The organism is Rhodopila globiformis, from assembly GCF_002937115.1.
GTDB classification, from domain to species: Bacteria; Pseudomonadota; Alphaproteobacteria; order Acetobacterales; family Acetobacteraceae; genus Rhodopila; species Rhodopila globiformis.
Genome location: NZ_NHRY01000232.1, coordinates 1 through 19,826, shown reverse-complemented (window position 1 = coordinate 19,826; position 19,826 = coordinate 1). Strand labels below are relative to the sequence as shown.

General features: G+C 68.0%; 17 protein-coding genes. 5 read left to right on the top strand and 12 right to left on the bottom strand.

Annotated features, from left to right (window positions below; all coding sequences use genetic code 11):
- Nucleotides 1-38: 38 nt before the first annotated feature.
- The 4 genes from CCS01_RS22650 to CCS01_RS22635 form a co-directional block, all read right to left on the bottom strand.
- On the bottom strand, nt 39-1,010 hold the full coding sequence (locus tag CCS01_RS22650) for a beta-ketoacyl-ACP synthase III (protein ID WP_104521033.1): 972 nt from the start codon (nt 1,008-1,010) through the stop codon (nt 39-41).
- 12 nt (nt 1,011-1,022) lie between these two features.
- Complete coding sequence (gene plsX, locus CCS01_RS22645) at nt 1,023-2,183, bottom strand: phosphate acyltransferase PlsX (protein ID WP_104521032.1); 1,161 nt, start codon at nt 2,181-2,183, stop codon at nt 1,023-1,025.
- 31 nt (nt 2,184-2,214) lie between these two features.
- Entirely contained in the window at nt 2,215-2,418 is a 204-nt protein-coding gene (gene rpmF / locus CCS01_RS22640; protein WP_104521031.1) for a 50S ribosomal protein L32, read from the bottom strand.
- 147 nt (nt 2,419-2,565) lie between these two features.
- Nucleotides 2,566-4,275 carry an AMP-dependent synthetase/ligase gene (locus CCS01_RS22635; RefSeq protein WP_239992356.1) on the bottom strand — a complete coding sequence of 570 codons (1,710 nt, stop codon included), beginning with the start codon at nt 4,273-4,275 and terminating at the stop codon, nt 2,566-2,568.
- A gap of 109 nt (nt 4,276-4,384) precedes the next feature.
- On the opposite strand from CCS01_RS22635, the gene CCS01_RS22630 reads away from it, so the two are divergent.
- Entirely contained in the window at nt 4,385-6,178 is a 1,794-nt protein-coding gene (locus tag CCS01_RS22630; RefSeq protein WP_408887503.1) for a M3 family oligoendopeptidase, read from the top strand.
- Nucleotides 6,179-6,295: 117 nt separating this feature from the next.
- Here the strand turns inward: CCS01_RS22630 and CCS01_RS22625 are convergent, their stop codons facing one another.
- Nucleotides 6,296-6,754 (bottom strand): hypothetical protein, encoded by a 459-nt coding sequence (locus CCS01_RS22625; RefSeq protein WP_104521030.1) that lies wholly within the window; start codon nt 6,752-6,754, stop codon nt 6,296-6,298.
- 296 nt (nt 6,755-7,050) lie between these two features.
- Between CCS01_RS22625 and CCS01_RS22620 the strand changes: the two genes are divergently transcribed.
- Nucleotides 7,051-8,334, top strand: coding sequence for a cystathionine gamma-synthase family protein (locus CCS01_RS22620; protein WP_104521029.1), 1,284 nt, complete (start codon nt 7,051-7,053; stop codon nt 8,332-8,334).
- Between the two features lie 454 nt (nt 8,335-8,788).
- Here the strand turns inward: CCS01_RS22620 and CCS01_RS22615 are convergent, their stop codons facing one another.
- The 3 genes from CCS01_RS22615 to CCS01_RS22605 form a co-directional block, all read right to left on the bottom strand.
- Entirely contained in the window at nt 8,789-10,117 is a 1,329-nt protein-coding gene (locus CCS01_RS22615) for a chloride channel protein (RefSeq protein WP_104521028.1), read from the bottom strand.
- A gap of 155 nt (nt 10,118-10,272) precedes the next feature.
- Entirely contained in the window at nt 10,273-10,782 is a 510-nt protein-coding gene (locus tag CCS01_RS22610) for a cupin domain-containing protein (protein ID WP_204848403.1), read from the bottom strand.
- Nucleotides 10,748-11,860: a ligase-associated DNA damage response exonuclease gene (locus CCS01_RS22605; RefSeq protein ID WP_104521026.1), complete on the bottom strand. Its 1,113-nt coding sequence runs from the start codon at nt 11,858-11,860 to the stop codon at nt 10,748-10,750. Before CCS01_RS22605 ends, CCS01_RS22610 begins: the two co-directional genes overlap by 35 nt.
- A gap of 196 nt (nt 11,861-12,056) precedes the next feature.
- Between CCS01_RS22605 and mazG the strand changes: the two genes are divergently transcribed.
- Complete coding sequence (mazG, locus tag CCS01_RS22600) at nt 12,057-12,881, top strand: nucleoside triphosphate pyrophosphohydrolase (protein ID WP_104521025.1); 825 nt, start codon at nt 12,057-12,059, stop codon at nt 12,879-12,881.
- Nucleotides 12,882-13,272: 391 nt separating this feature from the next.
- On the opposite strand, the gene parC is transcribed toward mazG, so the two are convergent.
- Nucleotides 13,273-15,489, bottom strand: coding sequence for a DNA topoisomerase IV subunit A (gene parC / locus CCS01_RS22595; RefSeq protein WP_104521024.1), 2,217 nt, complete (start codon nt 15,487-15,489; stop codon nt 13,273-13,275).
- Nucleotides 15,479-16,252 (bottom strand): DNA repair protein RecO, encoded by a 774-nt coding sequence (recO, locus tag CCS01_RS22590; RefSeq protein WP_104521023.1) that lies wholly within the window; start codon nt 16,250-16,252, stop codon nt 15,479-15,481. Before recO ends, parC begins: the two co-directional genes overlap by 11 nt.
- A gap of 112 nt (nt 16,253-16,364) precedes the next feature.
- Between recO and CCS01_RS22585 the strand changes: the two genes are divergently transcribed.
- A complete protein-coding gene (locus CCS01_RS22585; RefSeq protein WP_239992355.1) occupies nt 16,365-17,453 on the top strand; it encodes a potassium channel family protein in 1,089 nt (362 codons plus the stop codon).
- Between the two features lie 498 nt (nt 17,454-17,951).
- On the opposite strand, the gene dctP is transcribed toward CCS01_RS22585, so the two are convergent.
- Nucleotides 17,952-18,947, bottom strand: coding sequence for a TRAP transporter substrate-binding protein DctP (gene dctP / locus CCS01_RS22580; RefSeq protein ID WP_158258548.1), 996 nt, complete (start codon nt 18,945-18,947; stop codon nt 17,952-17,954).
- A 137-nt stretch (nt 18,948-19,084) separates the two neighbouring features.
- Entirely contained in the window at nt 19,085-19,384 is a 300-nt protein-coding gene (locus CCS01_RS22575) for a hypothetical protein (protein WP_104521021.1), read from the bottom strand.
- 62 nt (nt 19,385-19,446) lie between these two features.
- On the opposite strand from CCS01_RS22575, the gene CCS01_RS22570 reads away from it, so the two are divergent.
- Nucleotides 19,447-19,826: transposase (locus tag CCS01_RS22570; protein WP_146101904.1), on the top strand; the 380-nt coding region annotated here is incomplete at its 3' end.

The following is a 19,826-nucleotide window of genomic DNA, read 5'->3' as shown; positions in this document are numbered from 1 at the left end:
TGAGGATCAGCTATTTGCGGCCGATCCTGCGCCTGGCGTCACAGCCGGACGAGCGCCGAGCCCCAGGTCAGCCCGCCGCCGAGCGCTTCCAGCACCACCAGGTCGCCGTTGCGGATGCGACCATCCGCGCGTGCCTCCGCCAGCGCCAGGGGCACCGAGGCCGCGGATGTGTTGGCATGGCGATCGACGGTTACCACCACACGCTCGGGCGGCAGGTGCAGTTTGCGCCCCATCGCGGTGATAATGCGGCTGTTTGCCTGGTGCGGCACCAGCCAGTCCACGTCCTGGTGGGTCATGCCGTTGGCGGCCAGCGCTTCGTCCACCGCCTCGGCGAGGCGGGTGACGGCGTGGCGGAACACCTCGCGGCCGTTCATCACCAGATGGCCGGGCTTGTCGGGCTGGCCGACGGCGCCATCGACATACAGGATGTCGCCCAGCGTGCCCTGGGCGTGGATGTGGGTGGACAGCACGCCGCGGGTTTCCGCGTCGGCGTCGGTGCTGCCGCGCAGGAACACCGCGCCGGCGCCGTCGCCGAACAGCACGCAGGTGCCGCGGTCCTGCCAGTTCAGGATGCGGGAGTAGACCTCGCTGCCGATGACCAGGGCGCCTTTGCACTGGCCGGTGCGGATCATGCCGTCGGCCACTGACAGGCCATAGATGAAGCCGGCGCAGGCGGCCGCCAGGTCGAAGCCGAAGCCGCGCGTCACCCCCAACGCCGCCTGCACGCGCAGGGCGGTGGCGGGAAATGCCTGGTCCGGCGTGGTGGTCGCCAGGATGATGCAATCGACATCGTCCGGCGTGGCGCCGGCGTCGGCCAGGGCCGCCCGGGCCGCGGCGGTCCCCATGAACGCCGCCGTCTCGTGCGGCGCGGCGAAATGCCGCTCGCGGATGCCGGTCCGTTCCCGGATCCATTCGTCAGAGGTGTCAACGGTGCGGGCCAGTTCGTCGTTGGTGACAATCCTGGCAGGGAGATAACCTCCGCAGCCGGCAAGAATGGAACGAATCGGCATAATAGGTCCTGGTCAGGCGGTCGCGAGATGGGTTCCGTCGCTGGATCCCCGCCGTGCCGCGCCGCCGGAAACGGCGGCCTCGCCCGGCTCACCCGCCAAAACGGCTGTTGAGCTAATGACTTTGCGGTCCTGCCCGTTCATCTGGGCGGGACTGCGCTTATCCAGTCCAAGACGCACCAGATCCTCACGGATCCGGTCGTTGAAGCGGTGCACCACCATGTCCATGGCGACGTCCACCGCGTGCGCGAAGCCCAGCGCGTCGGTGCCGCCGTGCGACTTCACCACCACGCCGTTCAGGCCGACCATGACCGCGCCGTTGTAGCGCCGCGGGTCGAGCCACTCGCGCAGCCGGTCCAGTCCCGGACGGACCAGAAGGTAGGCGATCTTGGCGATAATGCCGCTGGTGAAGACCTGCTTGAGGAACTCCCCGATCAGTTTCAGCGCGCCCTCGCCCGTCTTCAGCGCGACGTTGCCGCTGAAGCCGTCGGTCACCACCACGTCGGTGGTGCCGGCGGCGATGTCGTGGCCCTCGACGAAGCCGTGGAACTGCGGGCCGATGTGGCTCGCACGCAGGATCTCGGCGGCGTCGCGCACCGTGTCGTCGCCCTTCAGCTCCTCGGACCCGACGTTCAGCAGGCCGATGGTCGGCGCCGTCAGGCCCAGCACGGTGCGGGCGAACACGTCGCCCATGATGGCGAATTCCACAAGATTGCGGACATCGCAGTGCACGTTCGCACCGAGGTCGAGCATCACCACGTCGCCGCGCGCCGAGGGCGCGATGGCGGCCATGGCCGGACGGTCGATCCCCGGCAGGGTCTTGATGACAATCTTCGACAGCGCCAGCAGCGCGCCGGTATTGCCGGCCGAGACCAGCCCCGCGGCCTCGCCGGTCGCCACCGCGTCGATCGCCATCCGCATGGACGACTTCCGGCTCCGCAGCGCGGCGGTCGGCTTCATCTCCGAGGTGATGTACTCCGAAGTATGCCGGACGGTGCAGGCGGCACGGGCACGCTTGTGACGCGCCAGCAGCGGGTTCAGCGCCGCCTCATCGCCAATGAGCAGGAACCGTGCGGCGGGATGACGCTCCGCCGCGTGTTCCAGGCCTTGAATGACCATGTCGGGCGCCTTGTCGCCACCCATGGCATCCACGGCGAGTGTGAAGGGGCCGGTCATCGGCTGGTCTGACGCTTGCCGGAGCCCGACCTCAGACCCGGACCGTGCTCTTCAGGCCGTTGCCAGCCGCGACGACCTCGCGCCCGTCGTAGTGGCCGCAATGGCTGCACACGTGATGCGGCCGCTTCAGCTCGCCGCAGTTCGGGCACTCGGCATGCGCCTGGGTCGGCAGCGCATGGTGGCTGCGGCGCATGCCCCGGCGGGACGGGGAGGTTTTTCTCTTCGGAACGGCCATGGGCCTGTGCCCCTTCTCTAACAGCATGAACCCCGCGCGGCAGGCGGGGCATGTCGTGTATCCACGATTGGATCGAAACGCGAGCGGCGCCGTCTAGCAGAGCAACCGCCCTCCCGCAATGGCTGATGCGCTTAAGTTCGTTCATCGTCAATGCAGTTTGGCCAGGACATGAGCGTTCGCCCGGATCACCAGCAGCCGGCGGATCTTCTGCGACGGCGTCAGCAGGCCGTTTTCAATGGTGAACGGAGACACCACCGCGTGCTTGCGGACCCGCTCGGTCGCCGACAGCCGCTTGTTGGCACGATCGACGGCGAGCGCGACCGCGGCGTCGTCGAAGCCGTCGGCGGGCACCACCAGGGCACTCAGGCCGCTGCGCCCGTCGCCGGAGATCACCGCCTGGCCGATCTCGGTTTCCGCCATCAGCAGGCTCTCGATCTTGGCCGGCGAGACATTCTCACCTCCCGACAGGACGATGATGTCCTTCTTGCGATCGGTAATACGCAGGTAGCCGCGGTCGAGTTCGCCGATGTCGCCGGTATGCAGCCAGCCGTCCTTGATGGCCTGGGCGGTCTCCTCCGGCCGGTTCCAGTAGCCGTCCATGACCAGGCCGCCGCGTACCAGGATTTCCCCGTCCTCGGCCAGGCGCAGATCCACGCCGGCCAGCACCTCGCCGACGGTGTCGATTCGGATGGCATCGAGCTTGTTGACGCTGATCACCGGGCCCGCCTCGGTCTGCCCATACCCCTGCATGATCGGCAGGCCGAGCGCCAGGAAGAAGCGGCCGACCTCCGGGTCCAGCCGGGCGCCGCCGGACAGGGCGATCTTGAGCCGGCCGCCGAACCGGGCGCGCACCTTGGCGCGCACCGTGCGCTCCAGCAGCGGTTCGAGCAGGTGCTCGCGCAGGGTCAGGCGCTTGCCGTCGATCCGCTTCAGGCCGATGGCCAGCGCGTCCTGGAACAGCCGCCGGCGCCAGGGCTTCTCGCGCCCCACCTGGGCGAGGACGCGGGCGCGGATCACTTCCAGCACGCGCGGTACCGCGGTCAGCAGCGTTGGCCGGGCAGCCAGCAAATCGGCCGCCAGGTTCTCGACGCCGCGGGAATAGACCACCTCGGTGCCGAGGCTGGGCAGGAAGTACTGGCCGACCGTGTGCTCGAAGGCGTGCGCCATCGGCAGGTAGGACAGGTAGACCTCGTTCCTGGGATTGAGCGGCCGGATCACCTCGAAAGCGCCGGCGCAGTTGGCCAGCATGCAGCGGTGCGGCAGCATCGCGCCGCGCGGGGTGCCGCCGGTGCCGGAGGTGTAGATCAGGCAGGCCAGCGCGGTGGGGGGAATCTGGTCCGCCTCCTGCGCGATATCGTCCGGCGACTGCTGGTCCTGCATCAGGTCCGCCCATGCCATCACCCGGGCGACGCCGGCGGATGCGGCCGGCTCGCCGTCGGCGACCACGAGCAGGTCCAGCCCGCCGGCCTTTTCCGCCGCCTGCACCAGCCGGTTGGCCAGCGGAATCGAGGAGACGATGGCGGCGCGGGCGCCGGAATCGCGCAGCAGATAGACCTGGTCGTCCACCGTGTTGGTGGTGTAGGCCGGCACGGGGATGGCACGGATCGCCATCAGCGCGGTCTCGGCGATGGTGAACTCCGGCCGGTTCTCCATGCAGATCAGCACCCGGTCGCCGGCCGAGACGCCGGCAGCGCGCAGGTGCCGCGCGCAGGAGGCCGCCATGCGGCCGAACTCGCCCCAGGTAATGGAATGCCACGCCCCTGAACGCCAGTAGCGCAGGAACGGCTTCGATGACCGTGCCCTGGCCATCGAGAACATCATGGCCGCCAGATTCGGCCAGTTCGGGTAGGTACGCACGCTGCCTCCAGGGTGTGCGGGGCGGCCCCGGCAGGCACGCCCTTTGACGACAGTGTTTCCTAGCCTACATGACGGTTTGATGCATCAGGCCAAGGACACGATTTTTGCGATGAATGATATGACCGCAGCACCTGCCACCCCCTTGGCCAGCCCCCTGCCGGCCTGGGACCTGTCCGATCTCTACCCGTCCCCGGACTCGCCGCTGGTCACCGAGGACCTGGCGCGGGCCGAACGGATGGCGAAATCCTTCGCACAGGCGCATGCCGGCACGCTGGCCAGCCTGTCGGGCGCCGCGCTGGCGGCGGTGATCGCCGAGTATGAGCGGATCCAGGAAATCCTGGGGCGCGTCGGGTCTTATGCGCAGCTTCTGTTCGCCGAGGATTCCACCAATCCGGAACACGGCAGGTTCTACCAGACCGTCAGCGAGCGGATCACCGCCATCGCCAGCGACCTGATCTTCTTCTCGCTGGAGCTGAACCGCCTGGACGATGCGGTGCTGGAGGCGAAGCTGGAAGATGCGGCGCTGGCGCGCTACCGGCCTTGGCTGCGCGACCTGCGGGTGTTCCGGCCGCACCAGCTGGACGACCAGCTGGAAAAGTTGAACCACGAGCGCGACCTGACCGCGAGCCAGGCCTGGATCCGGCTGTTTGACGAGACCGTCGCGGCCATGCGGATCGAGCTGGCCGGCGAGACGCTGACGGTCAGCGACACACTGAACAAGCTGTCCGACCAGGACCGCGGCGTGCGCGAGGCCGCCGGCAAGGCCATCGGCAAGGCGTTCGGCGACAACATCCGGCTGTTCTCGCTGATCACCAACACCCTGGCGAAGGACAAGGAGATCGAGGACACCTGGCGCAAGTACGAACGGCCGACGAGCTACCGCAACCGCTCCAACATGGTGGAGGACGAGGTTGTCGATGCGCTGGTGACGGCAGTGCGGGGTTCGTATCCGCGGCTGTCGCATCGCTATTATCAAATGAAGGCGAAATGGCTGGGCCTGCCGAAGCTGCAGCACTGGGACCGCAACGCCCCCCTTCCCAACGACGCCGATCGGCTGATCGAGTGGCCGGAGGCGGAGAAACAGGTGCTGGACGCCTACGCCGCGTTCAGCCCGGAACTGGCCGCTGTCGGCCGGCGGTTCTTCGAGCGGCCGTGGATCGATGCGAAGCTGCGGCCGGGCAAGTCCGGCGGTGCGTTCGCACATGCGACGGTGCCCAGCGTGCACCCGTACCTGCTGCTGAACTACCACGGCAAGACCCGCGACGTGATGACTCTGGCGCATGAGCTGGGACACGGCGTGCACCAGGTGCTGGCAGGACCGCAAGGCACGCTGATGTCGCACACGCCGCTGACGCTGGCGGAAACCGCGAGCGTATTCGGCGAGATGCTGACCTTCCAGGCGCTGCTGAATACGGCCTCGCCGGCGCAGCGGCGCATCATGCTGGCGGCGAAGGTCGAGGACATGCTGAACACGGTGGTGCGCCAGATCGCGTTCTACCAGTTCGAGACCCTGCTGCATGACGAACGCCGCGGCGGCGAATTGCTGCCGGAGCGGATTGGCGCGCTGTGGCTGAAGGTGCAGACCGAGAGCCTGGGGCCGGCATTCGAATTCACGCCGGAGTATTCGGTGTTCTGGTCGTACGTGCCGCATTTCATCCACTCGCCGTTCTACGTGTATGCGTATGCATTCGGGGATTGCCTGGTGAACGCGCTGTACTCGGTGTTCCAGTCGGGGCATCCGGGCTTCCAGGCGAAATACCTGGAGATGCTGCGCGCCGGCGGGACCAAGCGGCACAAGGACCTGCTGGCGCCGTTCGGGCTGGATGCCTCCGACCCGGCGTTCTGGAACCGGGGACTGGATGTGATTTCCGGGTTCATCGATGAGCTGGAGGCGGGCGGCTGAGAATTTCGCGCCGGGTCCGGGCCGCGGTGCGTTAGAGTGCCGCGGGCGGGCGATGAAGGGAGGAAAGCGCGGCGGCGCCGTTTCCTCTGCCCGAAGCGTTCATTCCTCCCCCGCGCCTCAGCCCGGCGCAGGGGGCGGCGCGGCCACTGCCATCCAGCGGTCCCCGACCTGCAGCCTGACGCGATACTCGGTCCAGCGTTGCGTATAATCCGCCGGCGCCGGGATCGAGACGGACGCGACATACTGATCGCTCTGATCGCTGACACAAGTCGGCGTGCCGCCCGGCGGGAGCGCGGCCTGCACGCCAGTGGAGCCAAACGTGCAGGCAGAGTTATCGTAATAGCTGTGCGGCTCGCTGACCAAGGTCACGCTGCCGGCCTGAACCGGCGCGCCATTCGCACCGACCAGTTCGGCCTGCGTTGTCGGGTCCTGCTCGCTGACCATGAGCTGCACCGTGCGGCCGCTCGGGTCGAACCGGGCCTGCACGGAGTTGGCGGATGGCAGTGGATTGTTGGCGCAACCGCCGAGGGCCACTGCGCTCAGTGCAGGCACCGTCCAGAGAATGGCTTTTTTCATCGGAACATATCCCCTTGCCAGGAGCTCCCGTGATCGTCGGGGCCTTTGCCGGCAGCCTTATTGTGGCGTGATAAACGCCGTTCGGCCATTGCCTCGATCTCGGCCGCCTTCGTCTGGCCGTCGACTTCGCCGCGATCAGCAGCGCGAATCGTGGATGGCCGGGCCAGGCTATGACGGAGGGGCAACGGACCGGCCCGCCCTCCCGCCTGGCCCGCCGCCACGCATCCAGTCTGCGCTACCGGGAGGCCGCCCGGGTGCTGTATAGCCACCATCCAGGCAGCAAACGGACAACGAGGATGACCAGCGGTCGAACCCATGCCGATCGGCTTGGCAATCACAAGCTCCATCCGGAGACATTGATGCTGGGCTACGGCTATGATCCGCAACTGTCGGAAGGCGCGGTCAAGCCCCCGGTTTTCCTGACCTCCACCTTCGTGTTCCGCACCGCCGAGGATGGGCGCGACTTCTTCGATTACATGGCGGGGCGCAGGACGGCGCCGGCCGACGGGTCCGCCGGACTGATCTACTCCCGCTTCAACCATCCCAACAGCGAGATCGTCGAGGATCGCCTCGCCGTCTATGAAGGCGGTGAAACCGCACTCGTCTTCGCCTCCGGCATGGCGGCGATCACGACGACTCTTCTCGCCTATGCCAGGCCGGGCGACTGCATTCTGCACAGCCAGCCGCTTTACGGCGGCACGGAAACCTTGCTCGGCAAGACATTGACTCCATTCGGTATTGCGTCCGAGGGGTTCGTCAACGGTCTCGACGAAGCCGACATGGCGGCCGCGGCAGCACGGGCGAGCGCGCGCGGACGGATTTCGGTCATCATGATCGAAACGCCGTCCAATCCCCTGAACACGCTCGTTGATTTCCAGCTGATCGGCGCAGTCGCGGACCGTCTTGCCAGGTCCCAGGGCCTCCGGCCGCTGATCGTCTGCGACAACACCTTCCTCGGCCCGGTGTTCCAGAAGCCGCTGGCACAGGGCATCGACATAGCGGTGTATTCGCTGACCAAGTACGTCGGCGGCCACAGCGACCTGATCGCCGGCGCCGCCATCGGGTCGCGGCGGGCGCTGCAGCCGGTCCGCGCCCTGCGCGGCGCCATCGGCAGCCAGCTTGATCCGCATTCCTGCTGGATGCTGGGCCGCTCGCTCGAAACCCTGTCTCTCCGCATGGCCCGCGCGACGCAGAGCGCGACCATCGTCGCCGAGTTCCTGCGCGAGCACCCGCTGGTGGAGCGGGTCCATACCCTGTTCTGGCTGCCGGACGGCTCGCCGCAGAAGACGGTGTTCGACCGGCAGTGCAGCGGCGGCGGGTCGACCTTCAGCATCGAGATCCGGGGTGGCCAGGACGCGGCGTTCCGCCTGCTCAATGCGCTGCGGATCTTCAAGCTGGCGGTCAGCCTCGGCGGCACCGAATCGCTGGCGAGCCACCCGGCCTCGACGACCCACTCCGGCATTCCGCCGGAGACACGGGCGCATATCGGCGTAACGGACGGCCTGATCCGGTTCAGCATCGGCATGGAACACCCGGACGACCTGATCGCGGACCTGCGTCAGGCGCTTTCGACGCTGTAGCCTCAGCCACGCAAGTCCGTGCCACGCGGTGCTTTCCGCCGCGGGTGGGGCGAGGCTGGTGCGCATCAGGACGGGACGGCCCCGGAGACGAACCTGGCGAGCCGGTGTTCCACTGTCTCTATTTCGCGGGGCGCTCAGCCAGGCTGTCGGCGGTGCGTAACGTCTACGGGCGGTGCGGCTTCACCGACTTATTTTCAACACGGAGAAAGCGCGGAGGACCATGAAGGGCCACGGAGAAAAGCAGATATGGCGCTTCGCGCGAAGCGCCTGATTATCCTGCCGCTGGCCAATCGTACTCCACAGCCGCCGCGCCGCGAAAGCCCTCCGTGGCGCTCCGTGGTTCTCCGCGCTTTTTCCGTGTTGAAACATGCGAGGGCAAATCCGCCCCGGCCCTGTCCCCATCGGCACCGCCGCCTGCCCTCTGCGCTGCCGCGTCCGGTGACACGCTTCGGACCTAATGCCGCCGCTGCACCTCCAGGAACCGCCGGGCCAGGGCACCGTAGAGCGGCCGCCGGCATATCAGCCGCGACATCGCGAACGACAGGAACGCCGTCGCCATCAGCGGGATCGTCAGGCTCTGGTTCGCCGTCATCTCCATGACGATGACCGTGGCGGTGATCGGCGCCTGCACCACGCCGGAGAAGTAGGCGGTCATGCCCAGCAGTATCATCGCGCCCACCGGAGCGTTCGGCACCAGCGGCGCCAGCACCGATCCCATCGCTGCCCCGATCGACAGCGACGGCGCGAAAATCCCACCCGGGATGCCGCTGACATAGGACACCACCGTCGCCGCCAGCTTCAGCGCCGCATAGACCGGCGGCAGGACCGAGTGCTCCTCCACCATCGCCCGCGCCTGGTCATAGCCGGTGCCGTAGGTCTGGCCGCCGGACAGCCAGCCGATGACCGCCAGCGATAGACCACACAAAGCCGCGAAAACAACGGGATAGCGCATGATCAGCCGACCGGCCACGCCAGGCAGGCCCTTCGCCGCGATCAGCAGCGACTGGCTGAAGATCCCGCCCGCCAGCCCGCCGACGACGCTGCACAGGATCACCGCGAGCGTGGCGGGCCCGTTGCTGATTTCTGCCGAGGTCTGGCCGAAATAGGTATAGTTCCCGACCAGCCCCAGTGTCGTCGCGCCGGCGATGATCACGGCGGTGAAGACCGTACCTGACGTCCTGGCTTCAAAGGAGTGGCTAAGCTCCTCGATCGCAAACACAATCCCCGCCAGCGGCGTGTTGAAGGCACCGGCGATGCCGGCGGCGCCGCCGGCCAGCACCAGCGCCCGCTGCAACTCCGGCCGCGGCAGCCGCAGCAGGTTGCCCAGCGCGTGCATGATCGAGGCGCCAACCTGCACCGTCGGCCCCTCGCGCCCGATCGACGCGCCGGACGCCAGCCCGAGCAGCGTCAGCAGGATCTTGCCCACGGCGATGCGCAGCGACAGGACGCGGCCGACCATGGCCTGGTCGTGCATGTGCAGCGCGGCGATGGTCTGCGGGATGCCGCTGCCCTGGGCGCCGGGGAAGACGTATTGGGTCAGCAGGAAGGAGATCGCCAGCCCGGCGGGCGCGATGATGAACGCCAGCCAGGCACGGCCGGCAATGGCATGCAGGAATACCTCCGTCGCCCAGTTCGCCGCCTGTGCGAACGTCACCGCGATACAGGAGACAAGGATGGCGCCAACCCAGAACACCAGGCGGCGCCACCACAGCCTCGGCGAAACCAGCGGCATCCGGCCCATGCGCCGCAGACGCATCGGGCGCACGCGTTGACCAACGTCCATCGGATTCCTTATGCTCAATCAGCCACGGCCCGCATCCTAGGGCCAAATACGCTGGCCCCCGGTCCGCGGGACGGTCTCTCCGGGAAAAGTGTTGAGGCCTGTTCCGGGCGCGTGCCGGAATGGCTGGTTTCCCATGATCCTATATCGCGCGTATGTCAAACCGACCGGACCGGCGACCAGAGCTCGGCCAACGCACCCGCCGGCCCCTGCACCGGGTCCGCCGCCGGAGCGGGCACCGCGGTGATGGCCCGGACCGCCGCGTCATGCTCGGCCGGATCGCCGCGCCGCAGGTCCGGCCCCGGGCCGTTGGCGGGATAGGCGCCGACGATCAGCAGGTCGTCCGTCTGCCCTTGCCGGCAATGCGCGACGCCGGCCGGCACGACGATGACGTCGCCGGCCTGTGCCCGCAGCACCTCGCCGCCCGGGCCGCCGAACAGTACCGCCACCTCGCCGCGCGCCACGCCCAGGACCTCGTGTGCCGTGCTGTGGAAGTGGTGGAACGGATACACCCCGTCGCGCCAGGCCGGCGGCCAGTGGTTGGCGGCGAACAGCCGCTCGATCGCCGCCGCGTCGGCCGGCACGGCGTTGCGGTACACCAGCAGCGGCAGGCGGGAGTTCGGGATCGCCCCGTCATCCCGGAAGGTGAAGGCCAGCGGCTTCGTCATGTCGTTCTCCCTGAGTGGTGTCCCCCTGAGTGGTGTCCCCCTGAGTGGTGTCCCCATGGGCCGGTTCCCCGTCGTCCTCGTCGCCGTAGCCCAGCAGGCGCAGCGCCCGGCCGCGGATGCCGCGCTGCGCGGCGGCGTGGATCAGCGCTTCCTCGCGGCCATGCGTCACCCAGACCTCGGGCGCGGCGACGTCGTCGAGGGTCGCGTTCAGCTCATTCCAGTCGGCGTGGTCGGAGATCACCAGCGGTAGTTCCACGCCGCGGGACTTCGCCCGCTGCCGCACCCGCATCCAGCCGGAGGCCAGCGCCACCACCGGATCCTCCAGCCGCCGCGCCCAGCGATCGGCGATCGCGCCCGGAGGCGCGAGCACGATGGCGCCGATCAGGGAGGCTTTCGCCGCGACGGTGGCGGGGCGCAGGTCGCCCAGGTCGATGCCGCGCTGCTGGTAGAGCGCGCACATCGCGGACAGGGCGCCGTGCAGCCATATCGGTCTGTCCCATCCCGCCTGGCGCAGCAGCGCGATCAGGCGTTGGCACTTTCCCAGCGCATAGCAGCCGACGACATGCGTCCGGTTGGGGAACAGGGCGACGCTGTCCAGCAGCCGGCGGATTTCTTGCGCGGGCGGCGGGTGCACGAACACCGGCAGGGCGAAGGTCGCCTCGGTGACGAAAACGTCGCAGGGCACCGGCTCGAAGCCGGCGCAGGTGGGGTCAGCCGTGCGCTTGTAGTCGCCGCTGACCACGACGCGCGATCCGCGGTATTCCATCGCGACCTGGGCGCTGCCCAGCACATGGCCGGCCGGGCTGAGCCAGGCCTTGACGTCGCCCAGACCGATCGGCTCGTGCCAGCCCAGCGCCTGCTGGGTGTGGCCGGCGTTCCCCTCGCCCAGCCGTGCCCGCATCACCGCCAGCGTATCGGCGGTCGCCAGCACGGCACGATGGCCGGGCCGGGCATGATCGGCATGTCCATGCGTGATGACGGCACGGTCCACCGGCCGCAGCGGGTCGACGTAGAACCCGCCGGGCTCGCAGTACAGGCCGTTGGGCAGCACCTTCAGCCAGGTTTCGGGGTGAGGCATGAACGGTATCTTGGCGCACCCACAGGGTTTGGCCAGAGCAACGGAGGGTTGTTCCGCCGACGGGCCGGCGTGCCTCGGCCGGCGGCGAGCGACCGCTGGCCTGGCGGCACGCCGCAACGGGCAACCCGGCTTGCGCCGGCACCCTAAGACGTCGTGACGCCTTGCATCGGCGGGGCGGCTTCACTATCCGCCGTCTATGTCCGAACCCGATGCCTCGGCCGAAGCCGAAATCCGCCGCCTGCTCGACATCATGGCCGCGCTGCGCGACCCGGCCACGGGTTGTCCATGGGACAAGGAGCAGAGCTTCGACACCATCGCGCCCTACACGATCGAGGAAGCCTACGAGGTCGCCGACGCCATCGCGCAGCGGGATTTCACGTCCCTGCCGGATGAGCTGGGCGACCTGCTGTTCCAGGTGGTCTATCACGCCCGCATGGCAGAGGAGGAAGGGCTGTTCGGCTTCGCCGACGTGGCGAAATGCATCAGCGACAAGATGATACGCCGCCATCCTCACGTCTTCAGTGAAGCCGCCGCGCGCGGCGCCGCCGAGCAGACCGCCGCCTGGGAGGTGCAGAAATCCGCCGAACGCGCCGCTCGCCGCCAGAGCGGGACCCTGGCCGGGGTGTCGGTCGCCCTGCCCGCCCTGACCCGCGCCGAGAAACTGACCAGGCGCGCCGCGCGGGTCGGCTTCGACTGGCCGGATGCGGAGCAGGTGCTGGCGAAGCTGGACGAGGAGATCCAGGAACTGCGCGCCGAATTGCCCGGTGCCGAACCGGAGCGGCTGAAGGACGAGGTCGGTGACCTGCTGTTCGTGCTGGCGAACCTGGCACGCAAGCTGGACCTGCACCCGGAGGAATGCCTGCGGCATGCGAACGAGAAGTTTGTGCGCCGCTTCAACGCGATGGAGCGGGATTTTGCCGCAGAGGCGAAGAGTCTGTCGGAACTGGCGCTGGATCAGATGGAGGAAGGCTGGCAGCGCGTGAAGGCTGCCGAAAAAGGGCGTGCCAGCGGAACCCGCTAGCGGCGTTTCCCGACATGGCCCTGGGAAATGACCCGGCGCATCGGGGCGGCATCTGTGGACCTTTGCTATAAAACCAAAGGGTTGAATGACTTCATTTACCCTATGTGTCGAACAGGCCGCCGTTTCGCCCGCCCGTATCCATCAGCCGGTCAGCGTGTTCAGGCACCGAGATACGCCCCATAGGCGCTAACTTACAGCAAGCCGCAGCTAGGTTGGGGTACCGTTTTGGAGTGGCGCAGCCTGCCCCGATCGTCATGCCGGGCGGAGGCCCGGCATCCATGCCTTTGGCTGATCGGCACCGCCAGGCGTGGATGGCGGCTCTGCGGCCGCCATGACGTTGAGCCGCCGATGCGCGCCGCCGGAAATGGATCGTTTATTTTGGCTCGAACCATTACCCGAACCGCGGCGTCCGCGGGAACCCGTTCGGCGGCATCCGCCCGGCCGTGCCGCGTTCCGCCAGCCAGGGACGCAGGTCGGTCTCCGTCCGCACCCGGTCGCCCAGCCGCCAGCTCAGCCCGTCAGCCAGCTTGAACACCTTCGCATCCGCCAGCCCACCATCCTTGTACCGCTGCAGGATCACCCCCGAGCCGCGCGCCATCTCGGGTACCTGGTCCAGCGGGAACACCAGCAGCTTGCGGTTCTCGCCGATGACCGCGACATGGTCGCCCTCGCACGGCACGCACAGCACGGTTTCCTCGCCCGGCTTCAGGTTCAGGATCTGCTTCCCGGTGCGCCGCTCCGCGCCCAGCTCGCCCCCCGGCACGATGAAGCCGCGGCCGGTGTTGGAGGCGATCAGGTAGCGGCCGCCCTCCGCCGCCAGGAACAGGGCGGTGACGTCGTCCTCGTTCGACAGTTCCGCCAGAAGCCGCACCGGCTGGCCGTCGCCGCGGCCGCGCGGCAGTTCACCGGCCTTCAGGGTGAACGCCTTGCCGTTGGTCGCCAGCAGGGTCAGGCGGTCGGTGGTCTGGCAGGGCAGCAGCAGCTTCAGCTTGTCGCCTTCCTTGAACTTCAGTTCGCCCGGGTCCGCGACGCTGCCTTTCACGGCGCGGATCCAGCCTTTCTCCGACAGGATGACGGTGATCGCCTCGCGCTCCACCAGCGCCTCGAAGTTCACCTCCACCGCCGTCGGCGCAGCGCCAAGCTCGGTGCGGCGCGTGCCCAGCGGGCCGGCGCCGAACTTCTTGCCGATGCCTTCGATCTCCTCGGAGATCCGGGTCCAGCGCAGCGACTCGTCCTTCAGCAGGGCCTGCAGGTCCTTGCGTTCCTTGGTCAGAGACTTGTGCTCCTTGCGGATTTCCATCTCCTCCAGCTTGCGCAGGCTGCGCAGGCGCATGTTGAGGATCGCCTCGGCCTGCACGTCGGTCAGGCTGAACCGTTCCATCAGCCGCGGCTTGGGCTGCTCCTCCTCGCGGATGATGCGGATCACCTCGTCCAGGTTCAGGTAGACCAGCAGGTAGCCGTCCAGAATCTCGATCCGCCGATCGATCGCGGCGAGCCGGTGGTTGGAGCGGCGGACCAGCACCTCGTGCCGGTGGTCCAGCCAGTGGCGCAGCACCTCCGGCAGGCCCATCACCCGCGGCGTGCGGGTCTTGTCCAGCACGTTCATGTTCAGCGGGAAGCGGGTTTCCAGCGCGGTGGCGCGGAACACCGTCTCCATCAGCACGTCCGGCTCGACGCCGCGGGTCTTCGGCTCCAGCACTAACCGGATGGTGTCGCTGCTTTCGTCGCGGATGTCGCCCAGCAGCGGCAGCTTCTTCTCCTCCATCAGCTGGGCGACCTGCTCGATCAGCTTGGACTTCTGCACCTGGTAGGGGATTTCCGTGACAATCACCTGCCAGGTGCCGTGCTTGCCCTTCTCCACCTCCCACCTGGCGCGGATGCGGAAGCCGCCGCGGCCGGTCTCGTAGGCCGCCTGGATTGCCGCCGCGTCCTCGACCAGCACGCCGCCGGTGGGGAAGTCCGGGCCGGGCATGTGCTTCAGCAGGTCGGCCGTGGTCGCCTGCGGGTTGCGGATCAGGTGGATTGCCGCGGCGCAGACCTCGCCGGCGTTGTGCGGCGGGATCGAGGTCGCCATGCCGACCGCGATGCCCGCCGCGCCGTTGGCCAGCAGGTTCGGGAAGGCGCCGGGCAGGACGACGGGTTCCTGCTCCTCGCCATCGTAGGTGGGGCGGAAATCGACGGCGTCCTCGTCGATGCCGACCAGCATGGCCTGGGCGACCTCGGTCAGGCGCGCCTCGGTGTAGCGCATGGCGGCGGGGTTATCGCCGTCCACGTTGCCGAAGTTGCCCTGCCCTTCCACCTGCGGGTAGCGCGCGGCGAATTCCTGCGCCATGCGCACCATGGCGTCGTAGATCGAGGCGTCGCCATGCGGGTGGTACTTACCCATCACGTCGCCGACGACGCGGGCGCATTTCTTGAACCCGGCGGTCGGGTCCAGCTTCAGCTGGTGCATGGCGTAGATCAGCCGCCGGTGCACCGGCTTCAGCCCGTCGCGCACATCCGGCAGCGAGCGCGACATGATGGTGGACAGCGCGTAGGCCAGGTACCGCTCGGACAGCGCGTCCTTCAGGTGGGTTTCCTGGATGGCGCCGATCAGGTCATCCGGCATGGGTTGGTGCGATTCCCTTCTCAAACTGTTCGGCCAGCGCCGAGACTCGGTCGTATAGCATCTGGCGCGCCTGCGGCAGAGGCCGATGCTGGTGGCCGAACGCATCGCGTGCCAGGAAATGCCCGGTCAGGCGCAGCCCGTCCCGCCAGGCGACCGGATCCCCCGTACGGGATGCCGGGTCAGAACATACCAGGAACTCAGGCAAAGGCAACAGCTTTGGCGCCCAGTCCCTGGCGCCTTCCCGCGTCACCGCCCGGCCGGTGCGCGGCGAGACCAGTTCCAGACCGTCGCGCCGCCCGGTCACCGCGCACACCGACAGGTCCAGCCCGTAGCCAAGTTCGGCCAGCAGGACCAGCTCCCACCGGATCAGGTCCTCCAGCACGCTCTCGCCCAGCGGCAGGCGCGGGATGAGGCCCAGCAGCCCGTGGAAGATCCGCGGCTGCGGCACCCGCTCGGGCAGCGCGCCCTCGGCGACGGCGCAGGCCGAGGTCAGCATCGACAGCGGCAGCGCCTCCTGCATCGCCTGCGCCGCGCCCGGGTGGATCAGTTCGCCGCTGAAGCTGCCAAGCTGATCGGCGAGCCGCGCGGTCCAGCGCACATGCACCAGATTGCCCGCCTGCCAGGTCGCCGCCTTCCCGCGTGAGGCGCCGCCGCGGGCGAGTCCCCGGTGCAGGCCATGCGCCTCGGTCATTACAGTCGCGACAGCATCGCCCTCGCCGTATAACCGGGCATCAAGCACAATCGCGGGAGAGTCCCATTCCATCACGCTGTTTCCAACAACCCGGGGCGGCAGCCGCCATTCGTGCTTGTGAACGATGCGCCGGCGTGCGGTAATCGACGGACATCAAGCCATGCGCCAGAACCCACAGCCTAGCATGTTCGAGCCGCTTCGCATTGGCATGGCGTCCGATACCCTGTTCGGGTCGCCGGTGCGCAACCTGACGTTCGGTGTGCTGTACATGATCGTCGTCATGACGCTGGGCGTCGTCAGCTACATGCTGGACGGCTGGTCGTTCGGCGACGCCCTGTACATGGTCATCATAACCGTCTACACTGTCGGCTACGGCGAGACCATGCCGATCGACACGGCGGTGCTGCGCGGGATTACCATCGCGGTCATCGTGCTGGGCTGCACCGGCATGATTTTCCTGACCGGCGCGCTGGTGCAGTTTATCACGCTCAACCAGATCAACCAGATACTTGGGCTCAAACGCATGACCACCCAGATCGACCGGTTGCGGGATCATGTCATCATCTGTGGGTTCGGACGCATCGGGGCCATGCTGGCGCGGGAACTGCGCATCGCCCGCACGCGGTTCGTGATCGTCGAGCAGGGCGAGGCCGAGGTGGCCCGGGCGCGCGACCAGGGCTACCTGTGCCTGCATGCCGACGCCACCAACGAGGCGACGCTGGAGGCGGCCGGCATCCGCCACGCGCGGACGCTGGCGACGGTGCTGTCGAGCGACGCGGCAAACGTGTTCATCACGCTCAGCGCCCGCAGCCTGAACCCGAAGCTCGACATCATCGCCCGTGGTGAGTTGCCCAGCACCGAGAGCAAGCTGATCCAGGCCGGCGCCAACCGGGTGGTGCTGCCCGCGCATATCGGCGCCGAGCGCATCGCCGAGATGATCCTGTATCCCGAGGCCGCGCGGTTCATCCGCGAAACCGACTGCATGAAGGACTTCGAGAAGGTGCTGGTCGCCCTCGGGCTCGACCTTGACGTCGTGGTCGTCGAACCGAACAGCCCGGTCGCCGGCAAGACGATCGAGATGGTGGAGCAGGCGGCGAACGGCGCGTTTTTCATCGTGCAGCTCAACCGCCACGACGGCGATTCCATCCTCGGCCCTGAACCGTCCACGGTCATCGAGGACGGTGATGGCCTCGTCCTGGTCGGACGGGGTCCGCAGGAGCGGGCCTTGAGCGGGCTGTTCGAGACCCCTGGGCTGGCGACGCCGGCGACGTAGAGGAGGAATCGGGCTGTCCCCGTTCCGGCACGGCCGCGCTCCCGATGGTGCGTCCCCGGCGGGGACAGCGTGGTTGATGGCGCACATCTGTTCGCACAGAGAAGAAGCTGAGGACTGTGGAGGGCCACAGGGCATCAGGGGGACATTGCCCGGTCTGTGCGGGTGTTGCCGTTGCGCATGGCCGGTCCCCATGTGTATCAGGAAAAGCGGATTGGCGGAGGAAGGGCTTCTCCCTCACCGGCATGGCCGGGACACGCCCGGCCATGACGGAGGGGCAACGGACCCCTCGCCCATTTTCCGCCATCGCGGTGCCGGCGCCATCGACTGGCCAACTCTGTGGTTACACGTCCGCACGCCGGCCGCCGGCGACCCTCAATCAGCCAAACCGCAGGCATGGCCTGTCCATGCCGTGGGCGCGCAAATCATCGGCCGCCTGTGACAGCGGAACCCAGTCATACAGGCTCTGAATCGCCTGAAAAGTCGATTGATTTCGGGCTCTCAGGCGATATTCTGGTCGCGTATCCAGCCGACCAGCCCCGCGCCGAACATGGCCTCGAACCTCGGCTGCGCCGGCTGCAGGGCGGCGATGAACCGCGCGCGGTCGATCGTGCGAACCACCTCCATGCCGGCCTGGCTCAGCAGCTCGATGCCCTCGGTCTGGCTGCCGGCGGCATGGCGGCGCGAGGCCAGGGCCGCGAGCGTCGCAACCTCGGCGAACGCCGCCTGATCCTCCGGCGACAGCGCATCGAAGACCTTCGGCGACATCAGGATGACCGCCGGATCATAGATGTGGCCGCTGAGCGTCAGGTATTTCTGCACCCGCCAGATTTTCGTCGCCTGGATGGTGGCGATCGGGCTCTCCTGCCCATCGAGGCGGCCCGATTCCAGGGCGCCGTAAAGCTCCGGCAGGGCAACGGGGCTGACATTCGCCCCGAGTGTCTCGAAGCCGATGACGGCTGACACCGACTGCGGCACCCCGAACTTCACGCCCTTGAGGTCGTCCGGCGTCCGGATCGGACGCGTCGCGCTCGTCATATGCCGCAACCCGTTCTCGCCCCAGGCCAGGGCGACGAGATTGCTGTCGCGGAACCGCGCCAGGCACCCCTGGCCGATCGGCCCGTCGAGCATGTCGCGCGCGTGAGCGACGCCATCGAAGATGAACGGGAGGCTGAAGGCGCCGGTTTCCACCACCACCTCGGGCAACACCGCGCCGGTGATGAAGGCCATGTCGAGCCTGCCCTGCTGGAGGTCCTTCAGCATCGCGCTTTCGCTGCCGAGCATGCCGTCGGGGAAATACTCGGTTCTGAACCGGCCGCCGGTGCGGCGCCGGATCTCGGATTCAAACACCCTGGCGCCGGCGCCCGGGGGCGAGTCCGCTGGCAGCGCAGTGCCGAACCGGAGCGTGCGCACGTCCTGCGCCGCGGCAGGGACCGCGGCGTTGGCAAGACCCAGCGCCGCCGCGCCGGCCGACATGAGCAGAGTTCTACGACGCATGATTGCCTCCGACACACTGAAGGGAGCAGACAATACTGATGAACCGAACCCCATTCATGCGCTGCAAATGGTTTAGATTCGGTTCTGTAGTTTCCAGGGAACGGCCTTCGCTTTTCGTATCGATACGCTGACGCGGCTCACCCGAATGTCTGGCGCAATTCCAGAAAGTATGGGTTGTCGCTGAGGCACTGGAGCGCTTCGTCGAGCGGCATAACGTCGGCGCCGAAGTCGCCGAGCGCGCCCCAGCCGCCGCGGTGCGAGGGGTAGAGCAGCACGACCTCGTCGCCATTGCCGGTCAGCCGCAGCCGCGCCAGCGGTTCGCCGGAGCGGCGGGCGAACAGGCTGTAGCCGTTGGCGCGGAAGCGCACCAGCACGCGCCCGCCGCGGGCGAACGGGCAGCCGCGGATGCGTTTGAGAATCGCGGGATCGGCGGCCATGACGAACCTTCCCCCGGTGTCGCGTTGAGGCTCAACGAGCGTCATCGCGAAAGGTTCAGCCGATGTCCCATCCCCCCATCCCTCCCGTCCTGGCCAGCATCATTGCGCGCATCACCGCCGCCGTGCCGGCGCGGGCGCGCGTCACCTTCCTCGACCTGCTGCTGGGCGCGGCCGTCACCAAGGGGGGCCACGTCACCGACGCCATCCTGGCAGGCGGCCTCTCGCGCGGCTGGAGCACATACTACTGGTTCCTCGAGCAGGGGCGCTGGTCGTGGCTGCGGCTCTGGGCTGCTCTGCTGGAGGTGCTGACGATGCTGTTCCAGCCGCCGGTCTGGTACGCGGTGATCGATGATAGCGTGGTCGAGCGCGTGTCGAGCGAGGCGCCGGGCTCGTTGACGCATCACAACCACACCGCCAAGCCGAACCGGCCGAAATTCCTGCG